This window comes from Neorhizobium populisoli, assembly GCF_019430945.1.
Lineage (GTDB): Bacteria > Pseudomonadota > Alphaproteobacteria > Rhizobiales > Rhizobiaceae > Neorhizobium > Neorhizobium populisoli.
In genome coordinates this window covers 609938-629567 of sequence record NZ_JAHYCB010000005.1, presented here as the reverse complement: position 1 = coordinate 629567, position 19630 = coordinate 609938, and the positions used below count along the sequence as shown (strand labels likewise).

The window sequence follows — 19630 nt, the reverse complement described above, 5'->3', positions numbered from 1 at the left end:
TCCCTCCTCAAGCCACTGCGGTGGCTGGCTGCAGACCTGCGGCGAGAGCCCGATTGATGGATTCGGCGGCATCGCGCCCTTGAGCGACTGCCGAGACGGTCAGGTCTTCGCCTGTGCCGATGCAATCGCCGCCGGCCCAGACGCCTTCGATCGAAGTGCGGCCTTCGAGATCGACGGTAATCTTGCCGCGTTCGAACTGCAGTGCGCCGAGGCCCGAGGCGGAGAAGTTCTGGCCGATCGCCTTGAAGATCTGGTCGGCGGCGATGATGCCGGTTTCACCCGTGCCGACGAGCCTGCCGTCTGCCATGGCGGTATATTCGACCTCGATTCCGGCGACCTTTCCGTCCTTGCCGATGATCGATTTCGGCGCCAGCCAGTGGCGAATGATGACGCCGTTGGCAGTGGCAAGATCCTGTTCATAGGTCGAAGCGTTCATGTTTTCCTTGCCGCGGCGGTAACAGATCGTCACCTCTTCGGCGCCGAGCAGCTTTGCCTGGATCGCGGCGTCGATTGCGGTCATGCCGCCACCGAGGACGACGACGCGGCGACCGATCGGCAGCACGGACTTGTCCTTTGTCTGACGCAGCGAGGCGATGAAATCGACCGCATCCTCGACGCCATCGAGATTGTTGCCTTCAACGTCGAGGCCATTGACGCCGGCAAGGCCCATGCCGAGGAAAACGGCGTCATATTTGCCGGTGAGGTCGGAGAGAGAGAAATCGCGGCCGAGCGCCTTGCCGTGCTCGATCTCTATGCCGCCAATGGCGGTGACGTAATCCACTTCGCGCTGCGCAAAGTTATCGACCGACTTGTAGGTGGCAATGCCGAATTCGTTGAGGCCGCCGGATTTTTTACGGGCTTCGAGCACCGTCACCGAATGGCCGTTGACAGCAAGGCGGTGGGCTGCTGCCAGGCCTGCCGGCCCTGCACCGACCACGGCGACCGTCTTACCCGTCGAGGCCGCGCGGTTGTAGAACTGCCGTCCCTGTTCCATGGCGATGTCGGTTGCATAACGCTGCAGCTTGCCGATCTCGACAGGCTTGTCCTCGGCCGTGTTGCGTACACAGGCCTGTTCGCACAGCGTTTCGGTGGGACAGACGCGGGCGCACATGCCGCCCAGAATATTCTGGTCGAAGATTGTCTTGGCCGAGCCCAGGGGATTGCCCGTCGATATCTGCCGGATGAAGAGCGGGATATCGATGGAGGTGGGACAGGCCGTCATGCACGGCGCGTCGTAACAGAAATAACAGCGATCGGATGCGACCAGCGCCTCGTGCTTGTCGAGACGCGGGTGGAGATCGGAAAAATTGGCGTCGTATTGCGCCTGCGAAAGACGCGCAGCCGCAATGCCGGCTTGTGAGCCGCTTCCCAGTCGTTCCATCTTATGTTCCCTCTTTTATCGGATTCATGGACAACTATTGCGCAAAAGGTAGCACAGCAAAAAAATTTATCAAACGGTAAATTTTTAAGGGAAAAGCTGCGTTTCAGGTCGCCGGATATATCCTGATAAAAAGAGTCGAGTTTAATCTTTACTCTGAAAATCAACTTTAATATGGTGCGCGCCATCGAAGGGGTTTTGCCCCACAGAGATTCTGCCAAGTGGGGAGCACCATGGCGAAAAAGCAGAAGCGGAAGAACGGCAATAACGGCGCTGCGGACATGTCCAAGACCCAGGGTCAGGGGTCGGTACGCGGCGACAATGGCGCGCCTGATGTGCGCAGCTTCCTTTATGTCGGCGGGCGCGACTGCCAGGTGGCGCATCTTCGCGAAATCGCCAGCAATTTCGGGGCTGAACTGATCCATCATGATGGGGGCCTGCGCGAGGCGGTTTCCCGCATCGATACCGTGCTGCCGTCGGTCGACTGCGTCTTCTGCCCCATCGACTGTATCAGCCATGATGCGTGTCTGAGGGTGAAGACCGGCTGCAAGAAGTTCGGCGTCGCCTTCGTGCCGCTTCGCAACGGCTCGAAGTCCAGTCTGGAGCGGGCGCTTCAGACCATGAAGGAACGCAATGATGAACGAAGAACGTCGTGACGCCAGCCTTTTCATCGGCCTGCATAAGCTGGCCGCGCAGAATGGCGATGGTCTGGTGCCCGAGCTTTATGCGCTGCTAACGGCTCGGGCCGAGGCAGATATGACCAATGTCGTGACCTTCCCGGCCGGATCGAGATCGCAGTCTTCGGACGTGCCGATTGACGAAATGGGCAGGGTGCTTTCGTTTCGAAAATAGTTCTCGCCGTTCAGGCAATTGTTATCAAATTGCGCGTAAGAATATCTCTTGCTCTTTTGGTTGGAGATTCCATTGCGCCGCACGCTGCTTCTTTCCGTCCTGCTTCTTGTTTCTGTCGGGCATTCGGCACCTGCTTTTGCCTGGGGGTGCGTTGCTGAAGCAGAGGATGGCGCTTCCGGCTGGTCGGAACGCTACAGCACGCGGCAGGCCGCCCTGAAGCGAGCAATTCAGGAATGCGCAGCGAATGCCGCGGACGAAGATACCTGCGAGATCACCGACTGCAATCAGGACTGGTGACAGTCTCGGCAACGCCGAAATTCAGCGGTTCTGCGTTCTGAAAAAGGCGCCCGCCGCCACGGCTAGCCATCCCAACATCATCATCGTGCCGCCAAACGGTGCGGCGAGCGGAAAGAGCCGGTCGCCGAGATAGTGGCGTGAGACGAGGTCTCCGGCAAAAACGATCGTGCCGAGGCCGAGTATCATTGCCGCTACCGTCGCAGTGCGAATATGTTTGTGGCCGAGATAAAGCCCGAGCAGAACCGGCGCATGCGCAAGGCACATGGTCGAGGCCGAGCCGAGGAATAGCGTGTCGCCGCCATGGCTTGCGGCAGCAGCAAGCGCCACCCCGGCAGCGCCCATCAAGCCGCTCACAAACAGAATCAACGGCCGCAGATTGTCCAATCGTTCCAACGGCCTATTCCTTGTTCTGCATATGATGGGCCAGCCGTTCGATCGGCGGCCAGATGATGTCGCAAAGCTTCGGGTTCTCGATCGTCTCTTCCATTGCGCGGCGGAAGCAGAGCATCCATTCGTCGCGCTCCGACGGACCTATCTCTGCGCCGAAATGGCGCGAGCGAAGCCGTGGATGGCCGTATTTCTCGACATAGACGGGAGGGCCGCCGAGATAGCCGGTCAGATAATCGTAGAGTTTCGCTTCGCTGCCTTCGAGGCTTGCCGGATGGATGGCGCGGCAGCGGGCGGCTTCCGGCAGCGTATCCATCAGTTCATAGAAGCGTTTCACCAGCGCCCGAATGGTCGCATCGCCGCCGATCGCCTCGTAAAGTGTAATGGTTTCGTCTGCCATTGCCCGCTTCTCGTTCGTCCACGATGCGGTGTTATCCCCGGCTGCTGAAGCGGGCAAGCGCCATGGCGTCGCAAGGGCGAGTTGCCGCGCCGGCATTCGTCAGTGTGCAGGTGGCGGGATCAATCGGGGCCAGCATCGGCTTCCTTGGCATCCGGATCGGCCAGCGAGCCGGTGCCGGGCGTCTTGTCCTTGTCGGTCAGGTGCGATTTCGCATGGGGGCCTGCAGCGGGGTGGTTTCCGGCTTTTTTCTGCTTGTCGATATGTTCGACGGCTTCCTGCGCGGTCTTGTCATCAGCCATAATCGGTTCTCCGGAGTAGCGGTCGGTGACGGACAACGTCCCGGCTGCAAAGGGAGTTCCAGCCTTGAGTAAGGCTACGCGTTTATGTGGAATCGTGGATGATTTCTCACTTTTTCGTCGCAACCAAGTGTTAGCGATTCCGAGCGCTAGATGGCATACGGGTTGGAGGGATTTCAATGCTTGCTCTTCTTGCAGTCTTCATTCCATCGCTTGCCTTGGTTGGGCTGATTGCCGCCTTCTGGCGCATGAGTCGCGCTTACCAGAATCATTATTCCGAGGAATGTCTGGCGGATGACATGGAGCCCGTCGTGCGGGCGCCGATCGTTCAGCCGGCCATCGTACGTGCCAAGCGGAGGGCGCGAAAAAGCCCGGTGCGTCTCGAAGGCGGCCTGAAGGGTTATGCTGCGGCCTGATGCCGCCGAAGACCGATCCTACGTTGCCGGGAAGCGGATGATGCGCAGGCCGAACCCAGCACGCCGCGCAGACAAGCCTCATCAGCGGATGATGTGAATGAATTTCCTGCAGGCTGAAAGACGATAAGTGCTGGCCGACGCGGGGCATTTCGAGCGTTCTCGTGCAGGCCCCAGCTTCCGCGCGGGCATCCTCACTCGAGGTTCGACAAATCCGTCGGTCCTGTTGGAATCAAGCCGTGTGGTGTCCGCAACCTTGATCCGCCGGAAGACTACGTTCAAGCACCTGTTGTCCAACGACGATGGATGGCAGACAGGATGTGTTGAGGAGCGATAAGGCGGAAAAGACGGTCGCACAAAGAATACGCGTCGATACACCGGCCACGGTATTGCGCCCGGTGCAAGCATCCGTCATGTTTCCCTCGACGGGCACTCACTCCTGCGCAAGACAGAGGGGTAACGCCTATCGGATTTCATCGGTCATATCAGGGCAGGCGGTAAATTCAACTTCCAAGAAGTGACTGTTCTTGGTTGCGTCTTCGGAGGCGAGGGAAACCGGTCTTTTTGGCATGCTGATAGGCTGAGAATCTTGCGGGTGTTCCAGACACGCAGTAAGGCAATTCCGCGTTTTCCGGACCCCTTCGATGGAAGCGCAAGACAAAGCGAATTCTTTCATGCCGCAGGACCGGATGCAGTCACTCGAAACGAAGATAGCCGATCTGCTCGCCCGCCCGGGGTTCTTTCAGATTGTGCATCAGATGGCGGCAGGCCTGCAGGCGGGGCAGGCATTGGCACCGAGACTTGGCTCGCTGTTTTCGACGCAGCAGCGGTGGCTGATGTCGCATCTTGCCGTATCACACTATTTTGCAGGCATGGCCGGCGGACATCTCGGTCTTGTGCGGCGATATTTCATCGAGGCCGTGGTCGAACACGGCCTGGCAAGCCGAAATACAGCGACCGCGTTTTATACCGAAGTGCTCCATTACGGCATCCTCAAACCAGTTCAGGCCTTTCCATCCCTCAAAAACGTTGCTGAACCGGCTCCGGAAGCTTTGTCAGCCCTCATTTCCTGGTATGGTTTGCACTTGAGCGCCTTGGATGGGCTCGACGGCGGCACGCGTGTCGTCAGGCTTCAGGAAGATAGCCAGACACTTCTGCCCAGGATGCATCCATATGTGGCGCATGGGCTTCTTGTCAGTGAGGAGATCCGCAGGCCTGCACCGCTTTATGCGGTTTTCGCTTCGGTGGATGATGGAGGCAGCCTGATGGACCGCCTGGTCGCCAGCGTGGATATCGCCGCGCTGGCCGAACAGGAAAGATTGACGACGGGTATCAATTCCGTTTCCGCCTTGGCGCGCTCGCTCAACCTGTCGCGCACCCATGCCGGCCGTACGCTCGCCGCCGCCGCTGCCAGCAATGCCGTCGGCTGGAGCGGCACCGCCGGCCGGTCCCCACTTTGGGTTTCGCGGGATTTCGTCAGGCAATATGCCGGGATACAGGCGGCGAAGCTGCTTATCATTGATAATGCTTACGGGCTTGCCATCGTGTGAGGGATAGGCATTTCGGCTTGAACAGCTGGACGGACGTAGGGCTCTCCTGAAGGCCACCGGCTGGCCCGGCCACCGGCTCCGTCCCTTGCGGCGCAATCAGGCCGGTCCGGAGACTTCTGGAGCCAAGCCCGGCGCCGTTGCTTTACGCTGGATGCGCTCCTGAAGCGCGTCCGCAACGGCTTTCAGAAACTCCTTGCGACGATCATCCAATGTCACCTCGGCATCAAGCTTCAGGGGTTCCCGAATCTTTTCCATAAATCCCGAGTGGTCGAAACGGTCCGACGCTACGTTCACTTCGACTTCATCCATGAAATGAGCGAGGAGCGGCACGAGCGCGATGTCAATATCCTTCTGATATTGGATGGCCATTTGCTGAGCGAGTTTGCGCATCTGTACATAAGGGCCGAATTCGGTGCTCACTCAAGTCTCCTCTGAACTCCTGGCGTGACGGCGTAAATAGGTCGCCATCATCTAAGTCACAAGAACGCCGGAAAATATGCGTCTTCTTTCGACGAATTGCGGATGGCTGCGTGCTATTTGAGGACGAAACGAGGGCGCGCGAGTCAAATCCTCTTAAGCCGCCTGAATCTTTCGATGAAAACGCTGTCACACCAAATTTCGAGGTGCCGATTTCAGCCATTTCACGGTGCTCCTTGGAATTTGACAATGCATAGGGCGTGTTCTAAACGAACGGTTGTTAACTGAATTCCAGAGATAAACTGCTGTCACGAATACAGTAGAAGGATGCAGTAGAGTGCAAACTATATTGGTAACCGGTGGCGCCGGCTTCATCGGGTCGCACCTGGTGCCAATGCTCGTCGGCCAAGGTTGCGTTGTTCGCGTGCTCGATACCCTCGCGCCGCAAATCCATGGCATGCTCCCGGGTGATGGTCTCGATTGGCTGACAAATACGGCAAATCTCGAGTTCGTGAGGGGATCCGTCACCAATGAAGTCGATCTTCGTGCGGCGCTGGACGGCGTTGATTCCGTTATTCATCTGGCGGCAGAAACGGGTACCGGGCAATCCATGTACGAAATCGATCGGTATTGCCGTGAGAACGTGCAGGGTACTGCCTTGTTGGTCCACCTCCTCGCCAACGGCGCGGCTCCTTCTGTCCGTCGGGTGGTGCTTGCTTCCTCGCGCTCGGTATATGGGGAAGGGGCTTATGTGTATTCAGGCGGGCAAAATGCAGCCCGTATAACACCATCCTCTCGGACCGCTGAAGCAATGCGATCCGGGCAGTGGGAACCTGTGTGCCCGGATACGGGTGCCGCCCTGACGGCCGTTCCCACGCGCGAGAATGATCGTACCGCTCCGGCCTCTGTCTACGCGGCAACGAAGCTGGCCCAGGAGGATCTCATTCGCATCGTTTGCGAGAGCGCCGGTGTGGGATATGCGATCCTTCGTCTTCAGAACGTTTACGGGGAAGGGCAGTCGCTCAACAACCCCTATACAGGCATACTGTCCATTTTCTCCACCCGCATCCGGCGTGGTCTTGAGCTGCCGATTTTTGAGGATGGGCTTGAAAGCCGTGATTTCGTCCATGTCTCTGACGTTGCTGCTGCGTTTGCCAAGGCTGTTCAAGCCGAGGTTTCCCCGAATTGCGTCATCAATGTGGGGTCCGGCGTGGCAACGCCCGTGCTCGAGATAGCCAAATCCTTGTGCCGCGCATTTAATGCCGAGGAGCGCGTTCGGGTGAGTGGGCAGTTCAGGTTGGGCGACATCAGGCATAACATGGCCGACGTGAACAGGCTTCGTAGCCACTTGGGCCTTGTGCCTACTGTCGAGTTAGAGCAGGGTCTGGCCCGGTTTGCGTCGTGGGTTCTCGCTCAGCCCCTTCCCGAGGATCGCCTCGATCAAGCTAACGAGGAGCTTTCCAAGCGGAAAATGATGGGATGATCTTCGGCCGGTGTACGGTTGCTACAGCGGAATTGTGATCAGGCATGCACCGTGGGCGTTGTTTGAAGATGCGAGAATCGTCGTATTTGATTCCTGCATCTACTGACTGAATAGGTAGGGGGTATGTTGAAGAAGCTGAAGAAATACCTGCGGAAGGCGTTATCGCTTATATTCCCCTCGCTGAAGAGCAAGCCTAAAAAGGCTAAGAAAAAGGGTGGAGAGAAGGTTCGGCAAAAGGCGACAACCGTTGCCCAGAAAGCCGTCGATCTGGAGTCGCAAAACGCGCCCCGCTCCGCCGCCCCTGAGCAGAAAGCAGAGAAGAAGGTCGAGGGACGGTCGCGTTCTCAGCACGTGCCGCCGTCATTTCCGTTTCATCCGACTGACCTGCCGTCCGCATGGAAGAGCGTTGAAAGCGCGGAAGACGCAATACAGGTATTGGAAATTCGTGGGCGTTCTCTTGGCAGACCGCGAGGGGCGCCAGCGATAAGGGAGAGGCTCGAGGGGGTTCTGAAGCGCTTCGATCGGATCAGCTGGCACAGTTCGGTCGCTCCGCCTGCAGATAGCGATCCGGTGCCCGCGTCATCCACGGATATGCTCGTATTCGATGCGAACACATGTTTTGACCTGGGTGACATTTGGTTTGTCGACCGCGAAACGCTGCGGTTGCGCATGCTTCCCAAAAATGGCGGAGAGGCAACCTTCCAGATTGTGCGTTGCTATCAACGCGATCCCGCCCATGAAAATAGCGTGCGGCAGTTGATGGAGCAACCGGTTGCGTCAGATACGACGACCTTTGTCGATGTAAAGCTTGCCAATCCTTATTTACCGCTGCTGATGTCGGTTTGCGAGCAGGGCGGCGAACTCGTCGAGCTTGTTATTCTGCCATTTCCGTCTCTTTGCCGAGGTGGACCTCACTACGGCGAATTGTTGGCGACAACAGGGAAGAAGCCTTATCTTGGCGTACTGTGTGAGGTTGGTGGCATGTTGTTGCAATCAGCACTCCACCGCCAACCCAGCGCTCGCCTTACGGAACTCAAGATCGATCTTCGCCCCGCTACGGGGACTGAAAGGATTTTCGCCCCCGATCTGCTTTATTGGTTGAAGAGCGTGCTTGGGCTTAAGCTGGTCGCTTCTCATTTGCCGTCCGCCGAGAACGATACCGTGCGCAATTATATCCTGGCATCTCTTGGCGTGGAGCCAGGTGTTGCCGCCCATGTTCTCGGTGAAGGCGGTAAAGCCCTGCGGCTTTCTGTTGATGCAATTCCCACTGTGGAAGCATTGATGTCGAACTGGGGGTTTGGTGCGGCAATTGTCGAATCCGGTTTTGTCATGGCGTCAATCCATGACAACATGCCAAAATGGCTTTTCCGGCCACCAGAGCGGCCTTGTGGTGCTGTAAACTCCATGGAGGCGGGGGCGCTTTTTCCGGAGCTTGAACTGCTGGACAGTTCAGCGTTGGGGACAGAGAATGTGCAGCCCAGGACTGCGGTTTCAGCCATCCGCTTCTGCCGTTTTGGTCCGATTGATGAAGTTTCCCTCGTATACCCAACGATGTCGACTGATGCGATCGAATCGGCAGGATCAACGGCTGTTGAGGCCGCTGCCGTTCCGACAACGACAGCGTTGTTGAACGCATCCGCTGATGCCATCGCGGCAATAGCATGCCTGGAAGCCATTGCTCTGCAACTCGGCGTACAGGGTCTCAAAGTACTGGTCGCCGGCGATCTCGCTGATGCACCTCTCATTGAAAATCATCTGCAACGGCTCTTCCCGGGGGCGGGCCGGTTCATTGTGGCCGAGGAGGGCGAAAGCAACAACGCCGTACTTAACCGTTTGGCCGCCATGGTCGAAAGCGAATTACTGCTGATCATGGCCGCACCGATTCTCCTGCATGAACCGCGTTCTATCCAGAAACTGGCTTCGCTGATGGTGTCGGCGGACGTTGCTTCCGCAAGTTGTTTTCTGATTGGCGAGCGGCAGTCCAACAAGAACTTGGTCAAGCTGGCACCGGTCTTCGCAGGTTGGTTCGGCGAGATTGGTGCAGACGGTCAAATTTCTTCGATAATCTCCGCCCTGGAGGAAACCTTGCCGTTGCTGCCGCCGGCAAGATGGCCGGTGGCCTCTAGTTCAGGCCGTGTTTTGATGGCTCGTACAGCGGAATGGCGCCAGTTTGGCGGTTTTGATGAAGCCGGTCAGAATATGACAACCAAGTTCTGGTCGAACATGATTTCCATGGGGCGGTTCCACCTTCTCACCACGACTTTCACCGCAGGTCTACAGTCGCGAGAAGGAGAGCAGATAGACATTTTCTCGATGGAAACCGATCTGTTCCCCGATCTTCGCCAACTGGAGACGTCGTCTGTGCAGATAAGGAGACTTGTCGCATGAAGATCTGTATCGTTGTTCCTACAGAACGATATCTAAGCAATGCGGGCGCAAGAATACGTTACCAACGTCTAAGGGCGCCATTGTTTGCTGCAGGGCATGAAGTCTCGGTACTGCCAATCGATGCATTCAAGGATCTCGATCACGACGTCTATCTGTTCAGTAAATGCTATGAGGCAACCTCCCAACTTATTGCACGTATGGCTGCCCGAGCCGGCAAGATCGTAGGGGTCGATCTGTTTGACGACTACTTCAGTCAGCACGACAACGGCCAAACGCGGCGGTTTCGCAGCTGGTTGGAAGAGTTCCTGCCGAACGCCGATTTCGTTTTGTGCTCTACCCCTACATTCATCGATATCGTGCGAGATTATGCCCCGCAGTTGCCCGTTCACGTCATGGGGGACTCTTTCGATACGTTCGATATCGAGAAGTTGAGACGCCTGCTGAACGCCAAGCACAGCGATCTATGGGCTACAAGAACGTTGAGAGTGGCCTGGTATGGTCGTGGAGATAACGCATTATTCCCGGTCGGGCTTGCAGATCTGGCTGCATTTGGTCCACATTTGAGTTCTTTACAGAATCTTGGGTTCACAGTTCGTCTGGAAATTATGACAAATAGCCAGGCGATGACAGCGGATGCGCTTGCGTCGTTGGCGGCTATACCTGTGCCTTTCGAATTGCATGAATGGAGCGAGGCGGAAGAAGAAGCGCTGTTGTCGCGATCCCACGTCGTTTTCTTGCCAGTTTCGGCGCAAAGCTTCAGTGTCGCCAAATCATTGAACCGGTGCATAACCGCATTTTCGTTCGGATGCCAAATTTTGTCTGTTGGCTATCCGCTTTATGAGGTATTCGATACAATCATCTACCGCGATGTGAGCACGCTTGGCGACGATCTGGAGCGCAAGCAACCGCGTTTGCGGTTGGAGACGCTAAAAGCGCTTGAGCATCTTCTTCATTTGCATGCGGACCCGGTTGCAGGAGCAAATAACCTGTCGGCGTTCCTGAATACGGTGGCGTCCGTCAAAATGACCAAGCCGCAGGAACCGTCGAAAGTTGATTCTACTATCCTGTTCCTGCACGGAATTGGAAGTACGGGGTTGATCCATAAGTTTGTGCGGCGCCAGAAGGGCCTCTCCGTCTCCAGTCCGTTTACGGCGATGAGCCTGAATTATGACGTCCGTTTCGAATGGAGCGACGAGTGCACTGGGCTAAACATCCTCTTGTCCAAGAGGGCGAGAGCTCTCCTTTCGGATGCTTTTAGGCAGATGAGTACCGAGCATGGATCGATTAACGATATTCCATTCTACAAAATAACTCAGGAAGCCATTCCAGAGCTTTCGCTTAATGTCGCGTTCCTCGGAAAAAGCACCTCTGCGTCCGGAAAATATGCAGCTTATCAGGACGTCATGAAGGTTATGAATACCGTTGTAGGAAAGCTATTTCCCGATAGTGATTGCTTTGTTTCCGAACTCTCCAGAACCGCGCACCGTGCTGCTATCGACAACGTAGTTGAACCGTTCGGACTCCAATGATCACTGTTCCATCCGTAGTCTTGATAATAAACCTTGTTCAGGACGTCAGCGTTGCTCGGCCTTTGGCGTTTATTGCCTCTCGGGATCTTGGGCTGAAGACCTGCTTCATGCTTACCCAGGCTTTCATCAAGAGAGACGGTGACGGACGTTGGCAGGCAGAGGTCAAAGAAGTCGCGGAGGCAACCGGTGCAGAGGTGCTGGTCGTCGAGAAAGAGGCGCATGCGTTACAATATTTGCAAAGTCGCTCGGGGATAATCTTCGCGCCCAGCGAATCAGGCCTCCCCCCTCACAAAATCGTACACGATATCCTTCGTTCAGCGCCGGCGTCCTTTGTCACGGTGACGCTACAGCATGGTTATGAGTGTGTCGGGTTCCTTCAGAGCCGAGAGCATGATCTTGCCCATGGCAGAGAAAATATCTTTGCGGCCGATGTTATCTGCGGCTGGTGCGAGTCGGAAAGACTGACGTCCGTAATACCTTCGCAACGCAGCAAGCTATTTGTTACCGGGCCTACGTCCGTGCTTCAGAGAGCACCACGTCAGGCGTCGGTTGGTCGCGGTATTGTCTGTGAGAACCTGCATTCAATTCGGCTTAGCTCCAGTCCTGGGTTTAAAGTAGATTTTGGAGAACTGTTCGGCCAGTTTTGCGAAGAGTTGGCAAGCAAGCAGCAGGGCGTTACGCTTCGCCCTCATCCCGCCGGCCAATATACACTTAAAAATGGCATAGCGCTGGCGGATAACGTCGTGATCAACAACGATCCGATTTATAAAGTCAATCTGACCGGCTTTTCCTACGGTATTTCGGCGCCGTCTTCGATCATTATCGACATGGTCTTGGCAGGTATCCCGACCGCTGTCTGGGTAGATAAGAACGGTACTCTTGACACAGATAACTATTCCGGCCTCGCCCAAGTGAGCGACTTGTCTGATTGGCTCCAATTTGCCGAAGAAGCATCAGCTCATCCTGAGCGTTTCATCCAGCAGCAGGAACGTTTTATCAAGGATCAGAAGATGCTGGTGGAGCCGCGCGAAGTTTATCGCCGCTATGCCGACCTGATTTGGTCGGCGGCGCGCAGAGCTTCCCCCGGACTGAGCCGCCCGCCGGCACCAACCAAGCCGGAACGTCGGATCTTGTTCGTTTCCAACAGCCATCTGCCGACACTTCAGTTGGCCTTCGTCAAGCCGCTGAAGCCGCTGGTGGAGGCTGGGCATATCGCCACCGAATTTCTTACGGAACAGCATTTGAAGGATGCTTTCGGCAAGAATCTCGATAGGCACGATGTGCGCTCGTGGATCGTCGAGAAGTTAGCAACAGTCGCGCCATCGATGATTGTGTTTTGCCGCTATAGCGGCCCTCATGCGAGCCTCATGACAGAGTGGGCGCGAGAGCGTGATATTCCAACGATGTTCCATATCGATGACGACCTATTGAATATACCGCTGGATCTTGGCGCCTCCAAACATGCCTATCACAATGATCCGATGCGTGTGGGAACCGTGCGCTATTTGCTGAATGAAACAGACCTCGTCTACTGCTCGAATCCAAATTTGCGCGACCGTCTACTTCAGCTTGGGGCCTCGGCTCCGTTGAAGAGTGGCAAAATTTACGCCTCCGGTCATGTCATCGTGCCGGCAACGGAAAAACCTGTACGCAAAATTGGATACATGGCATCGGCCGATCATACTCACAATCTCGAGATGATAATGGAGGCGGTCACAGCCTTCCTGCGAAGCAACCCTGATGTTCATTTCGAACTGTTCGGATCAATTCCGCAATTGGCTGCGTTTGACGAGTTCGGCGATCGCGTGTCCAAGCGCCCACAGATCAGCAATTACGAACAGTTCATGAGTTCGTTTGCGACGTCCGAATGGGATATTGGCATATGCCCGCTGGTCAAAACACCCTTTAATGTCGTGAAGTCGAACACAAAGTGGGTGGAATACACCTCCATCGGCGCCGCAGTAATCGCAAGTAAGGGTACGGTTTACGACGAATGCTGTGCCGATGAGTGCGGCATTCTCGCAAGCAATGTCGATGAATGGGTCGCCGGGCTGAACCGTTTGGCGAATGATCCGTCTTACCGTTTTGATCTTGTCCGAAATGCCCAGCAGAAACTCGCAAACGAGTACACGACCGATAAACTCCGTGAGCAGGTCCTTTCGTTTTTTGCTGAAGCAGAAGCAAGTAAGGGCAAGTTCGTTCGGCAGATTGCGGAATAATAGCCATGCAGGCTTGAAGCTGTACGCAACTGCTTGCTGAAATGGCCGTGAGCGCAAATTGGAAGGCGCTCTCCGGATGCAAGCAGGCTATATAGAGGAAAATGAATGCGCCGACTTGGTATATTTCTTTTCTATGATCGCGATGGAAAGATAAGTGATCATATTGTCCATTTGCTTGCGAAATTTTCCGAGCATATCGAGCGCATTGTTGTCATTGCCAATGGCCCGCTGGTAGATGGTCAGAAAAAGCGCATCGAACCGTATGTGAGTGAAATCCACGTGCGGGATAATTTCGGCTTTGACGTCGGCGGCTATATCCATGGCCTCGAGGTTGTCGGCTATGACAATCTCGCAGATTATGACGAAGTCGTCCTGTTTAACTACACTGTGTTCGGACCAGTTTTCGATCTTGCCGAAATGTTCGACGAGATGGAGCGCCGTGATATCGATTTCTGGGGCCAGACCCAGTATGTGGATAAGACCAAGGCGTTCCTACAATCCTACTTCCTGGTAACGCGGCGGCGCCTGCATGCGAGCCCGACGTTTCGCGAATACTGGTCGACGCTCCCTGAGATAAAATCGATCGACGACTCCATCCATTTCCACGAATTTCGATTCACCGATTATTTCGTCGACCGCGGCTTCAAGGAAAGCGTATATATAGAGAATGAGCTGAAGTGGCGGGGTAATACGACGTTAGTCGATCTGCCGGGATTGCTCGCAAAACGTACGCCACTTATCAAATATCGTGCTTTCAACTTCAATGCGCTCGAGATGGAGCGCCGCGGTGGTTTAACAGGTGCCGCCAATTTTCGACTGTTAGACGATGAAACATCTTATCCCGTTGATTTGATCTGGGACTATATTCTTTCTCAGGGTACGTCGGATCAGATCATTGATTCGATTACTGGTACGACGGTGACGGTCGGAGCGGGCGATTGGCAGCCGGATTTGCCAAAGGTTGACGTGCCGGGACCGGTTATTTTTCTTTCCGTGGAGGATGAAGCGTCCTTTGACGATATTGCAGATCGTCTGACGCCCGTAACCAATCGTGTGTATCTCGTATCGACGAAAGAGGCGTTATTGGCTCGTGCCCGTGCTTTGGGCTGGTCCGCAATGTCGAGCGAACGGACAATGACCGGCTTCCCGATTGCGGCCTTTCGAGAGCGGATTACGGAAATCGTGGCTTCGGACGACATAGTCTATAATTTGTCCTGCATGACAGACGACCGCAACGATTACTATTTTAGGCAAGCGGCCATCGAAGAATATTGGGGCCCGTTGCTCTTGTCGCCGGTAGCGGTCAAGAATATCGCGCATCGTTTCCGTGCGAATCCGCGTGTTGGTCTGCTATTTGCACCAACCAATAGTTTCAACGGTCGTATTCGCCGTATGGAATCGTTGTGCCCACGCGCCAGCAACTGGACCTTTGCCGACTACCCCGCGGATGTGCGCTTCGCTTCGAGCCAGACGCGTTGGCCGTGGAGAGGCAACGCCGCAATCGCTGGACGACTAGCCCTTGCTACCGGATATATCGACCGTCTCAGCGAACTTCATCAACAGATGAAGCCGGTTAAGGCGCAGAAACCCTGTGGTGTCGAAGGCTTTATGGCGGAACTGGCTCGTCAGGCCGGCTTTGCATCAGGCCTGGTGGTGTCATTGGAGCAGGCGGAAAAGCTTGCAACGCGATATAGCCGTGACGAACCGGAGATGCGACGGCTTGCTGCCAAGCAGGCGCAGAAATTTAATCATGAAATCGCAGAGTTACGCGCCGTACCGGAGGCGCCGGTCAAGGTGAAAGCGCCGGCTGAGGTGGTGACGTCCAAAAAGGAACCTAAGCAGGAACCCAAGAAAGCCGCAAAACCCAAGGGCCTGAAACATAAGGTCGTGCGCTTTGGGAAGTCGCTTATGCTAAAGTGGAAGTGAGGCTCAATGTACGCGCGGCCTAAAGTACCGGATTTGCCGAATAGTGACAGGAAGCCGAGCATCCTGATTGTTTTGCAGGGCGATCATCATCTTGAGTTGTATGATGCGGTTTTTCGCTATTGCTTGCAGTTTAATTGGTATTGCTTCCTTCCCAAACTTCCGAGTGATCGGAAGATTGAGAGCCTAAATCGACAATACGGCCTGAGGTTCTTTACCGACGCTGCTGCTTGCCTTTCTCACTTCGGTCTCTTTGACGCGGTGATTACGACATGGGCTGTGCCCCATAAGAAACATCTGCCTTACCTGAATTTCATCTCCCTGGCTCATGAGCTGAAGATTCCGGTCTTTGAGTTGCAGCACGGATTGTTTCAGATTGGCTTGACCTATGAAGAGGACGCCGCCGTTATCGGTTCTCGTGCGGGAGCGGCTATAGCCTCACCGGATGCCAGCAATCTTGTATCCTCCGTTCTTGCCTGGCAGGGAGAACACGCCATAGGCTACCCTCGCAGTCCAGCGTTCGACAATCGGGTTCATCAACCGCCACAACTGGGTTGCGAACGTGTGGTTTGCGTGACCAATCACCATTGGGGTATCTTGTCGGACGAAGAACGCTCGGCCTGCTACGGTGCGCTGTCGGCCGCAATAAAATCATTCAGCTCCGTCGAATTCGTGCTGATGCCTCACGCTGGCGAGCTGAAGAGCAAGATATTCACGGGCATGGTCGAGCAGCTGAATTCGGAGAAGGTCCAAAACTTCAGGGTTGAGACAAAACGGGAAGATGGCCTGTTTGAAGATCTCCTTTGTAACAGTAATCTTCTGATTGGTTCGGTTTCCACGACGATCCTCGACTGCGAACTGTCAGGCACGCCAACGGTCGTTTTCTTCAACCGTTCACAGGCAGCGCTGCTGGCAACATTCGAGAATGTGGTCACCTTTTCGACTGCGCGGGAATTGATCTCGATGATTGATGATGCAGTCTATGGAAGCTATCGGCCGCAACTGGTAACCGGGCATTTGCAAGCCTTCCGACCGGCCGTTCTGGCAACGAAGCTGAAAGATGCTGTGGGAAAAGTCGTCCGGCCCTCACGTGAGGATGTCGCTGTTGCGCTAGCACGGCATCTGCCTGCATTGGCGCTGTGAAACGCACAATTATGGTTTTTGGCAATAGTCACACCCAAAGATCGATGGATGCGTTGGCCTCCAGTGACAACCGGTTCATCGGGAGGGGTGCTGAAGCGCTCTCCGAGATCAAAACGAGGGACATTCCAACCGCTGGGGATCCGAGAATGGCATGCCATGCCAGCGTGGTTGCGATGGACCGCATCATAGTTTAAAGCATGTCGCGCAAAAGCGTGGAGCGGTCGTGCGCAAATGACATGCGGAAAATCAAGAAGCTAAAGCATAAGGAGCGAATCTGAAAGATCGCGATGCGCTTTAGGTAGTCTTGGTTGGAAATCCGTGACTAAGACTTTGTTGCGTTTTTAATGCGCGACTGAGGTGATTACTGTAGAAAGTCCGTAGAATGAATTTTGATAGACTAGAGATTCCTGAAGTGGTTCACGTTAGTCCGAAGAGGGTTGGCGATGATCGCGGATATTTTTCGGAAACGTTCCGAGCGGATTTGTTTTCGGCTCACGTAGGCGATATCACGTTCGTACAGGAAAATCAGTCGCTTTCCGCGCAGGTTGGCACGGTCCGCGGTATGCACTACCAGTTGTCTCCAAAGGCGCAAGGCAAGCTCGTGTCCTGCCTCAGTGGTGCAATCGTGGATGTTGCTGTCGATATCCGTCGGGGGTCGCCGACCTATGGGCGCCATGTAAAGGCGGAACTCAGTTCTCGCAATGGGTGCCAGTTGTGGATACCGCCTGGGTTTGCGCATGGGTTTTGCACACTTGAGCCGAATACGCTGATCTCCTACAAGGTCACGGACTACTACAGCCCTGAGCATGACCGTGGTTTGCTTTGGAACGATGGCGTGCTCGAAATCGACTGGCCTGTTGATTTTGCTGCTGCGGTTCTTTCTGCAAAGGACAAGATCCAGCCAAGCTTGGCTTCCATCGATACCAATTTTGTCTACGGTGGCTGATATCCGCCTCGCAAATCAAGGAACATTTTCATGCGCGTAATTGTTACCGGCGGCGCCGGGTTTATCGGATCGGCCTTGGTTCGGTATCTGGTGCATGTCAAGGGCTACGAGGTTCTGACCATCGATAAGCTCACCTACGCCGGCACGCTTACAGCGCTCAAAACCCTCGACAACCATCCATCGCACCGTTTCCTCAAGGCAGATATCGCCGACGGACGGGCGATGGCCGAGGCGTTTGACAGTTTCCGCCCGAATCGGGTGATGCATCTAGCGGCGGAAAGTCACGTCGATCGTTCGATTTCCGGGGCGGCAGATTTTGTCGAGACCAATGTCGTGGGAACGTTCCGGCTGCTTGAGGCCGCGCGTCTCTATTTTCAGGGGCTCTCCGAGCAGGATAAGGAGGCTTTCCGCTTTCTTCACGTTTCGACGGACGAAGTGTATGGGTCTCTCGGGGATGAAGGTCTGTTTACGGAGCAAACACCCTACGATCCGTCTTCACCCTATTCGGCATCGAAGGCGGCCTCGGACCATCTTGCTAAGGCTTGGTACCGCACCTACGGCTTGCCGGTTGTCGTGTCGAATTGCTCAAACAATTACGGACCTTACCAATTTCCAGAGAAGCTCATTCCGCTCATTATTATGAATGCGCTGGAAGGTAAATCGATACCTGTTTATGGTAATGGTACCAACATTCGCGACTGGCTATACGTCGACGACCACGCCCGCGCACTCGATATTATCGTCGAGCGCGGCCAACTCGGCGAGACCTACAATGTCGGTGGATGCAACGAGCGTCGCAATATCGATGTCGTGACGCATATTTGTGCCCTTATGGACCAGCATCGTTCGGCTCAAGGTCCCCACAAGCGCCTTATATCTTACGTCACCGACCGACCCGGGCACGACGCGCGTTATGCCATCGACGCAACCAAGCTGGAAACCGAGCTTGGTTGGAAGGCGCAGGAAACCTTTGAAACGGGAATTGAAAAGACGATCAAATGGTATCTTGAGAATGAGTGGTGGTGGTCGCCGCTTCGAAAAGACTATAACGGCAGCCGTTTGGGTCTCCTGAACTCCGCCGGGAGTCGTAAATGACAAAACGCTACGTTGTTACCGGCCGGGAGGGTCAGGTGGTGCGCTCTTTGATTGAGCGCGCGTCGACAAATTCAGACATAGAAGTCATCCCCCTTGGCCGGCCGGAGTTGGATCTTGCCTCTCCTTTGACCGTTGCCGCGGCCCTTGAGGCTGCGCGACCGGATGTGGTCATTTCCGCGGCCGCCTACACGGCAGTCGATCAAGCCGAGAGCGAGGAAGCTCTTGCTTCGGTCATCAATGCCGAGGCTCCAGGCGTCATAGCTGCAACCGCAAAGCGTCTGGGTGTGCCGCTGGTCCATATTTCTACTGACTACGTGTTCGATGGCGAAAAGAGCACACCATACCACGAAACCGATGCCGTCGCTCCGCTCGGTGCTTATGGTCGAACGAAGTGGGCAGGTGAGCTGGCAGTCGCTTCCGCCACTGAAAATTATGCCATTCTGCGCACTGCCTGGGTGTATAGCCCGTATGGGAAAAACTTTTTACGCACGATGCTCCGTCTGGCCGAGACGCGCGATAACGTATCTGTTGTTGCGGATCAGGTGGGAAATCCGACGTCTGCACTGGATATTGCGGATGGAATCCTTCAGGTGGCCGGAAACCTTTGTGCCTCTGATGCTCCCCACCTGCGGGGAGTTTTCCATATGACGGCGGCGGGGGAGGCAAGTTGGGCAGATTTCGCGAGTGAGATTTTCCGCCATTCGGGACATCATAATGGACCCTCGGCGGGTGTTAATCGCATAACCACCAAGGATTATCCCACGCCGGCAAAACGCCCAAAGAATTCTCGCCTCAATTGCACCAAGCTATCGAGCGCGCATGAGGTGATTTTGCCGTGCTGGAGAGCATCGACAGAGGCGATTGTCGCATCATTAGTCACACAATAAGTTCTGTAGGAAAGTAGAGAAGATCAT

At 55.3% G+C, this 19630-nt stretch carries 19 protein-coding genes; 14 read left to right on the top strand and 5 right to left on the bottom strand.

What is annotated here, in order from left to right:
* Positions 1-7: 7 nt before the first annotated feature.
* Positions 8-1381, bottom strand: coding sequence for an NAD(P)-dependent oxidoreductase (locus tag KX729_RS17265; RefSeq protein WP_219743692.1), 1374 nt, complete (start codon positions 1379-1381; stop codon positions 8-10).
* 278 nt (positions 1382-1659) lie between these two features.
* Here KX729_RS17265 and KX729_RS17260 point away from each other — a divergent pair, with 278 nt between their 5' ends.
* From KX729_RS17260 to KX729_RS17250, 3 genes are all read left to right on the top strand, one after another.
* On the top strand, positions 1660-2034 hold the full coding sequence (locus KX729_RS17260) for a DUF2325 domain-containing protein (protein ID WP_376775992.1): 375 nt from the start codon (positions 1660-1662) through the stop codon (positions 2032-2034).
* A complete protein-coding gene (locus KX729_RS17255; protein WP_219743753.1) occupies positions 2015-2230 on the top strand; it encodes a hypothetical protein in 216 nt (71 codons plus the stop codon). Before KX729_RS17260 ends, KX729_RS17255 begins: the two co-directional genes overlap by 20 nt.
* A gap of 72 nt (positions 2231-2302) precedes the next feature.
* Entirely contained in the window at positions 2303-2527 is a 225-nt protein-coding gene (locus KX729_RS17250; RefSeq protein ID WP_219743690.1) for a hypothetical protein, read from the top strand.
* A 21-nt stretch (positions 2528-2548) separates the two neighbouring features.
* Here KX729_RS17250 and KX729_RS17245 read toward each other — a convergent pair whose 3' ends face one another.
* The 3 genes from KX729_RS17245 to KX729_RS17235 form a co-directional block, all read right to left on the bottom strand.
* On the bottom strand, positions 2549-2869 hold the full coding sequence (locus tag KX729_RS17245) for a DUF423 domain-containing protein (protein WP_219743689.1): 321 nt from the start codon (positions 2867-2869) through the stop codon (positions 2549-2551).
* Positions 2870-2924: 55 nt separating this feature from the next.
* Positions 2925-3314, bottom strand: a complete 390-nt coding sequence (locus KX729_RS17240) for a group II truncated hemoglobin (RefSeq protein WP_219743688.1) — start codon at positions 3312-3314, stop codon at positions 2925-2927.
* A 119-nt stretch (positions 3315-3433) separates the two neighbouring features.
* A complete protein-coding gene (locus KX729_RS17235) occupies positions 3434-3613 on the bottom strand; it encodes a hypothetical protein (protein ID WP_219743687.1) in 180 nt (59 codons plus the stop codon).
* Between the two features lie 176 nt (positions 3614-3789).
* Between KX729_RS17235 and KX729_RS17230 the strand changes: the two genes are divergently transcribed.
* Both KX729_RS17230 and KX729_RS17225 read left to right on the top strand, forming a co-directional pair.
* A complete protein-coding gene (locus KX729_RS17230; RefSeq protein WP_219743686.1) occupies positions 3790-4026 on the top strand; it encodes a hypothetical protein in 237 nt (78 codons plus the stop codon).
* 686 nt (positions 4027-4712) lie between these two features.
* A complete protein-coding gene (locus KX729_RS17225) occupies positions 4713-5573 on the top strand; it encodes a hypothetical protein (RefSeq protein ID WP_219743685.1) in 861 nt (286 codons plus the stop codon).
* A 96-nt stretch (positions 5574-5669) separates the two neighbouring features.
* On the opposite strand, the gene KX729_RS17220 is transcribed toward KX729_RS17225, so the two are convergent.
* Positions 5670-5993, bottom strand: a complete 324-nt coding sequence (locus KX729_RS17220) for a hypothetical protein (protein ID WP_219743684.1) — start codon at positions 5991-5993, stop codon at positions 5670-5672.
* A gap of 334 nt (positions 5994-6327) precedes the next feature.
* On the opposite strand from KX729_RS17220, the gene KX729_RS17215 reads away from it, so the two are divergent.
* The 9 genes from KX729_RS17215 to rfbD all read left to right on the top strand — a co-directional run bounded on the left by KX729_RS17215 (position 6328) and on the right by rfbD (position 19603).
* The gene (locus KX729_RS17215) at positions 6328-7473 is read left to right on the top strand and encodes an NAD-dependent epimerase/dehydratase family protein (protein WP_219743683.1); all 1146 of its coding nucleotides are present in this window, start codon (positions 6328-6330) and stop codon (positions 7471-7473) included.
* A gap of 123 nt (positions 7474-7596) precedes the next feature.
* Entirely contained in the window at positions 7597-9861 is a 2265-nt protein-coding gene (locus KX729_RS17210; protein ID WP_219743682.1) for a hypothetical protein, read from the top strand.
* On the top strand, positions 9858-11390 hold the full coding sequence (locus KX729_RS17205) for a hypothetical protein (protein WP_219743681.1): 1533 nt from the start codon (positions 9858-9860) through the stop codon (positions 11388-11390). The genes KX729_RS17210 and KX729_RS17205 overlap by 4 nt, the downstream gene beginning before the upstream one ends.
* A gap of 107 nt (positions 11391-11497) precedes the next feature.
* Complete coding sequence (locus KX729_RS17200; protein ID WP_219743680.1) at positions 11498-13609, top strand: glycosyltransferase family protein; 2112 nt, start codon at positions 11498-11500, stop codon at positions 13607-13609.
* Between the two features lie 105 nt (positions 13610-13714).
* Positions 13715-15535 (top strand): rhamnan synthesis F family protein, encoded by a 1821-nt coding sequence (locus KX729_RS17195; protein WP_219743679.1) that lies wholly within the window; start codon positions 13715-13717, stop codon positions 15533-15535.
* A gap of 6 nt (positions 15536-15541) precedes the next feature.
* Positions 15542-16675, top strand: a complete 1134-nt coding sequence (locus tag KX729_RS17190) for a hypothetical protein (protein WP_219743678.1) — start codon at positions 15542-15544, stop codon at positions 16673-16675.
* Between the two features lie 382 nt (positions 16676-17057).
* On the top strand, positions 17058-17621 hold the full coding sequence (gene rfbC, locus KX729_RS17185) for a dTDP-4-dehydrorhamnose 3,5-epimerase (RefSeq protein WP_219743677.1): 564 nt from the start codon (positions 17058-17060) through the stop codon (positions 17619-17621).
* A gap of 30 nt (positions 17622-17651) precedes the next feature.
* Positions 17652-18716 (top strand): dTDP-glucose 4,6-dehydratase, encoded by a 1065-nt coding sequence (gene rfbB / locus KX729_RS17180; RefSeq protein ID WP_219743676.1) that lies wholly within the window; start codon positions 17652-17654, stop codon positions 18714-18716.
* A complete protein-coding gene (gene rfbD / locus KX729_RS17175; RefSeq protein WP_219743675.1) occupies positions 18713-19603 on the top strand; it encodes a dTDP-4-dehydrorhamnose reductase in 891 nt (296 codons plus the stop codon). The genes rfbB and rfbD overlap by 4 nt, the downstream gene beginning before the upstream one ends.
* Positions 19604-19630: the final 27 nt, after the last annotated feature.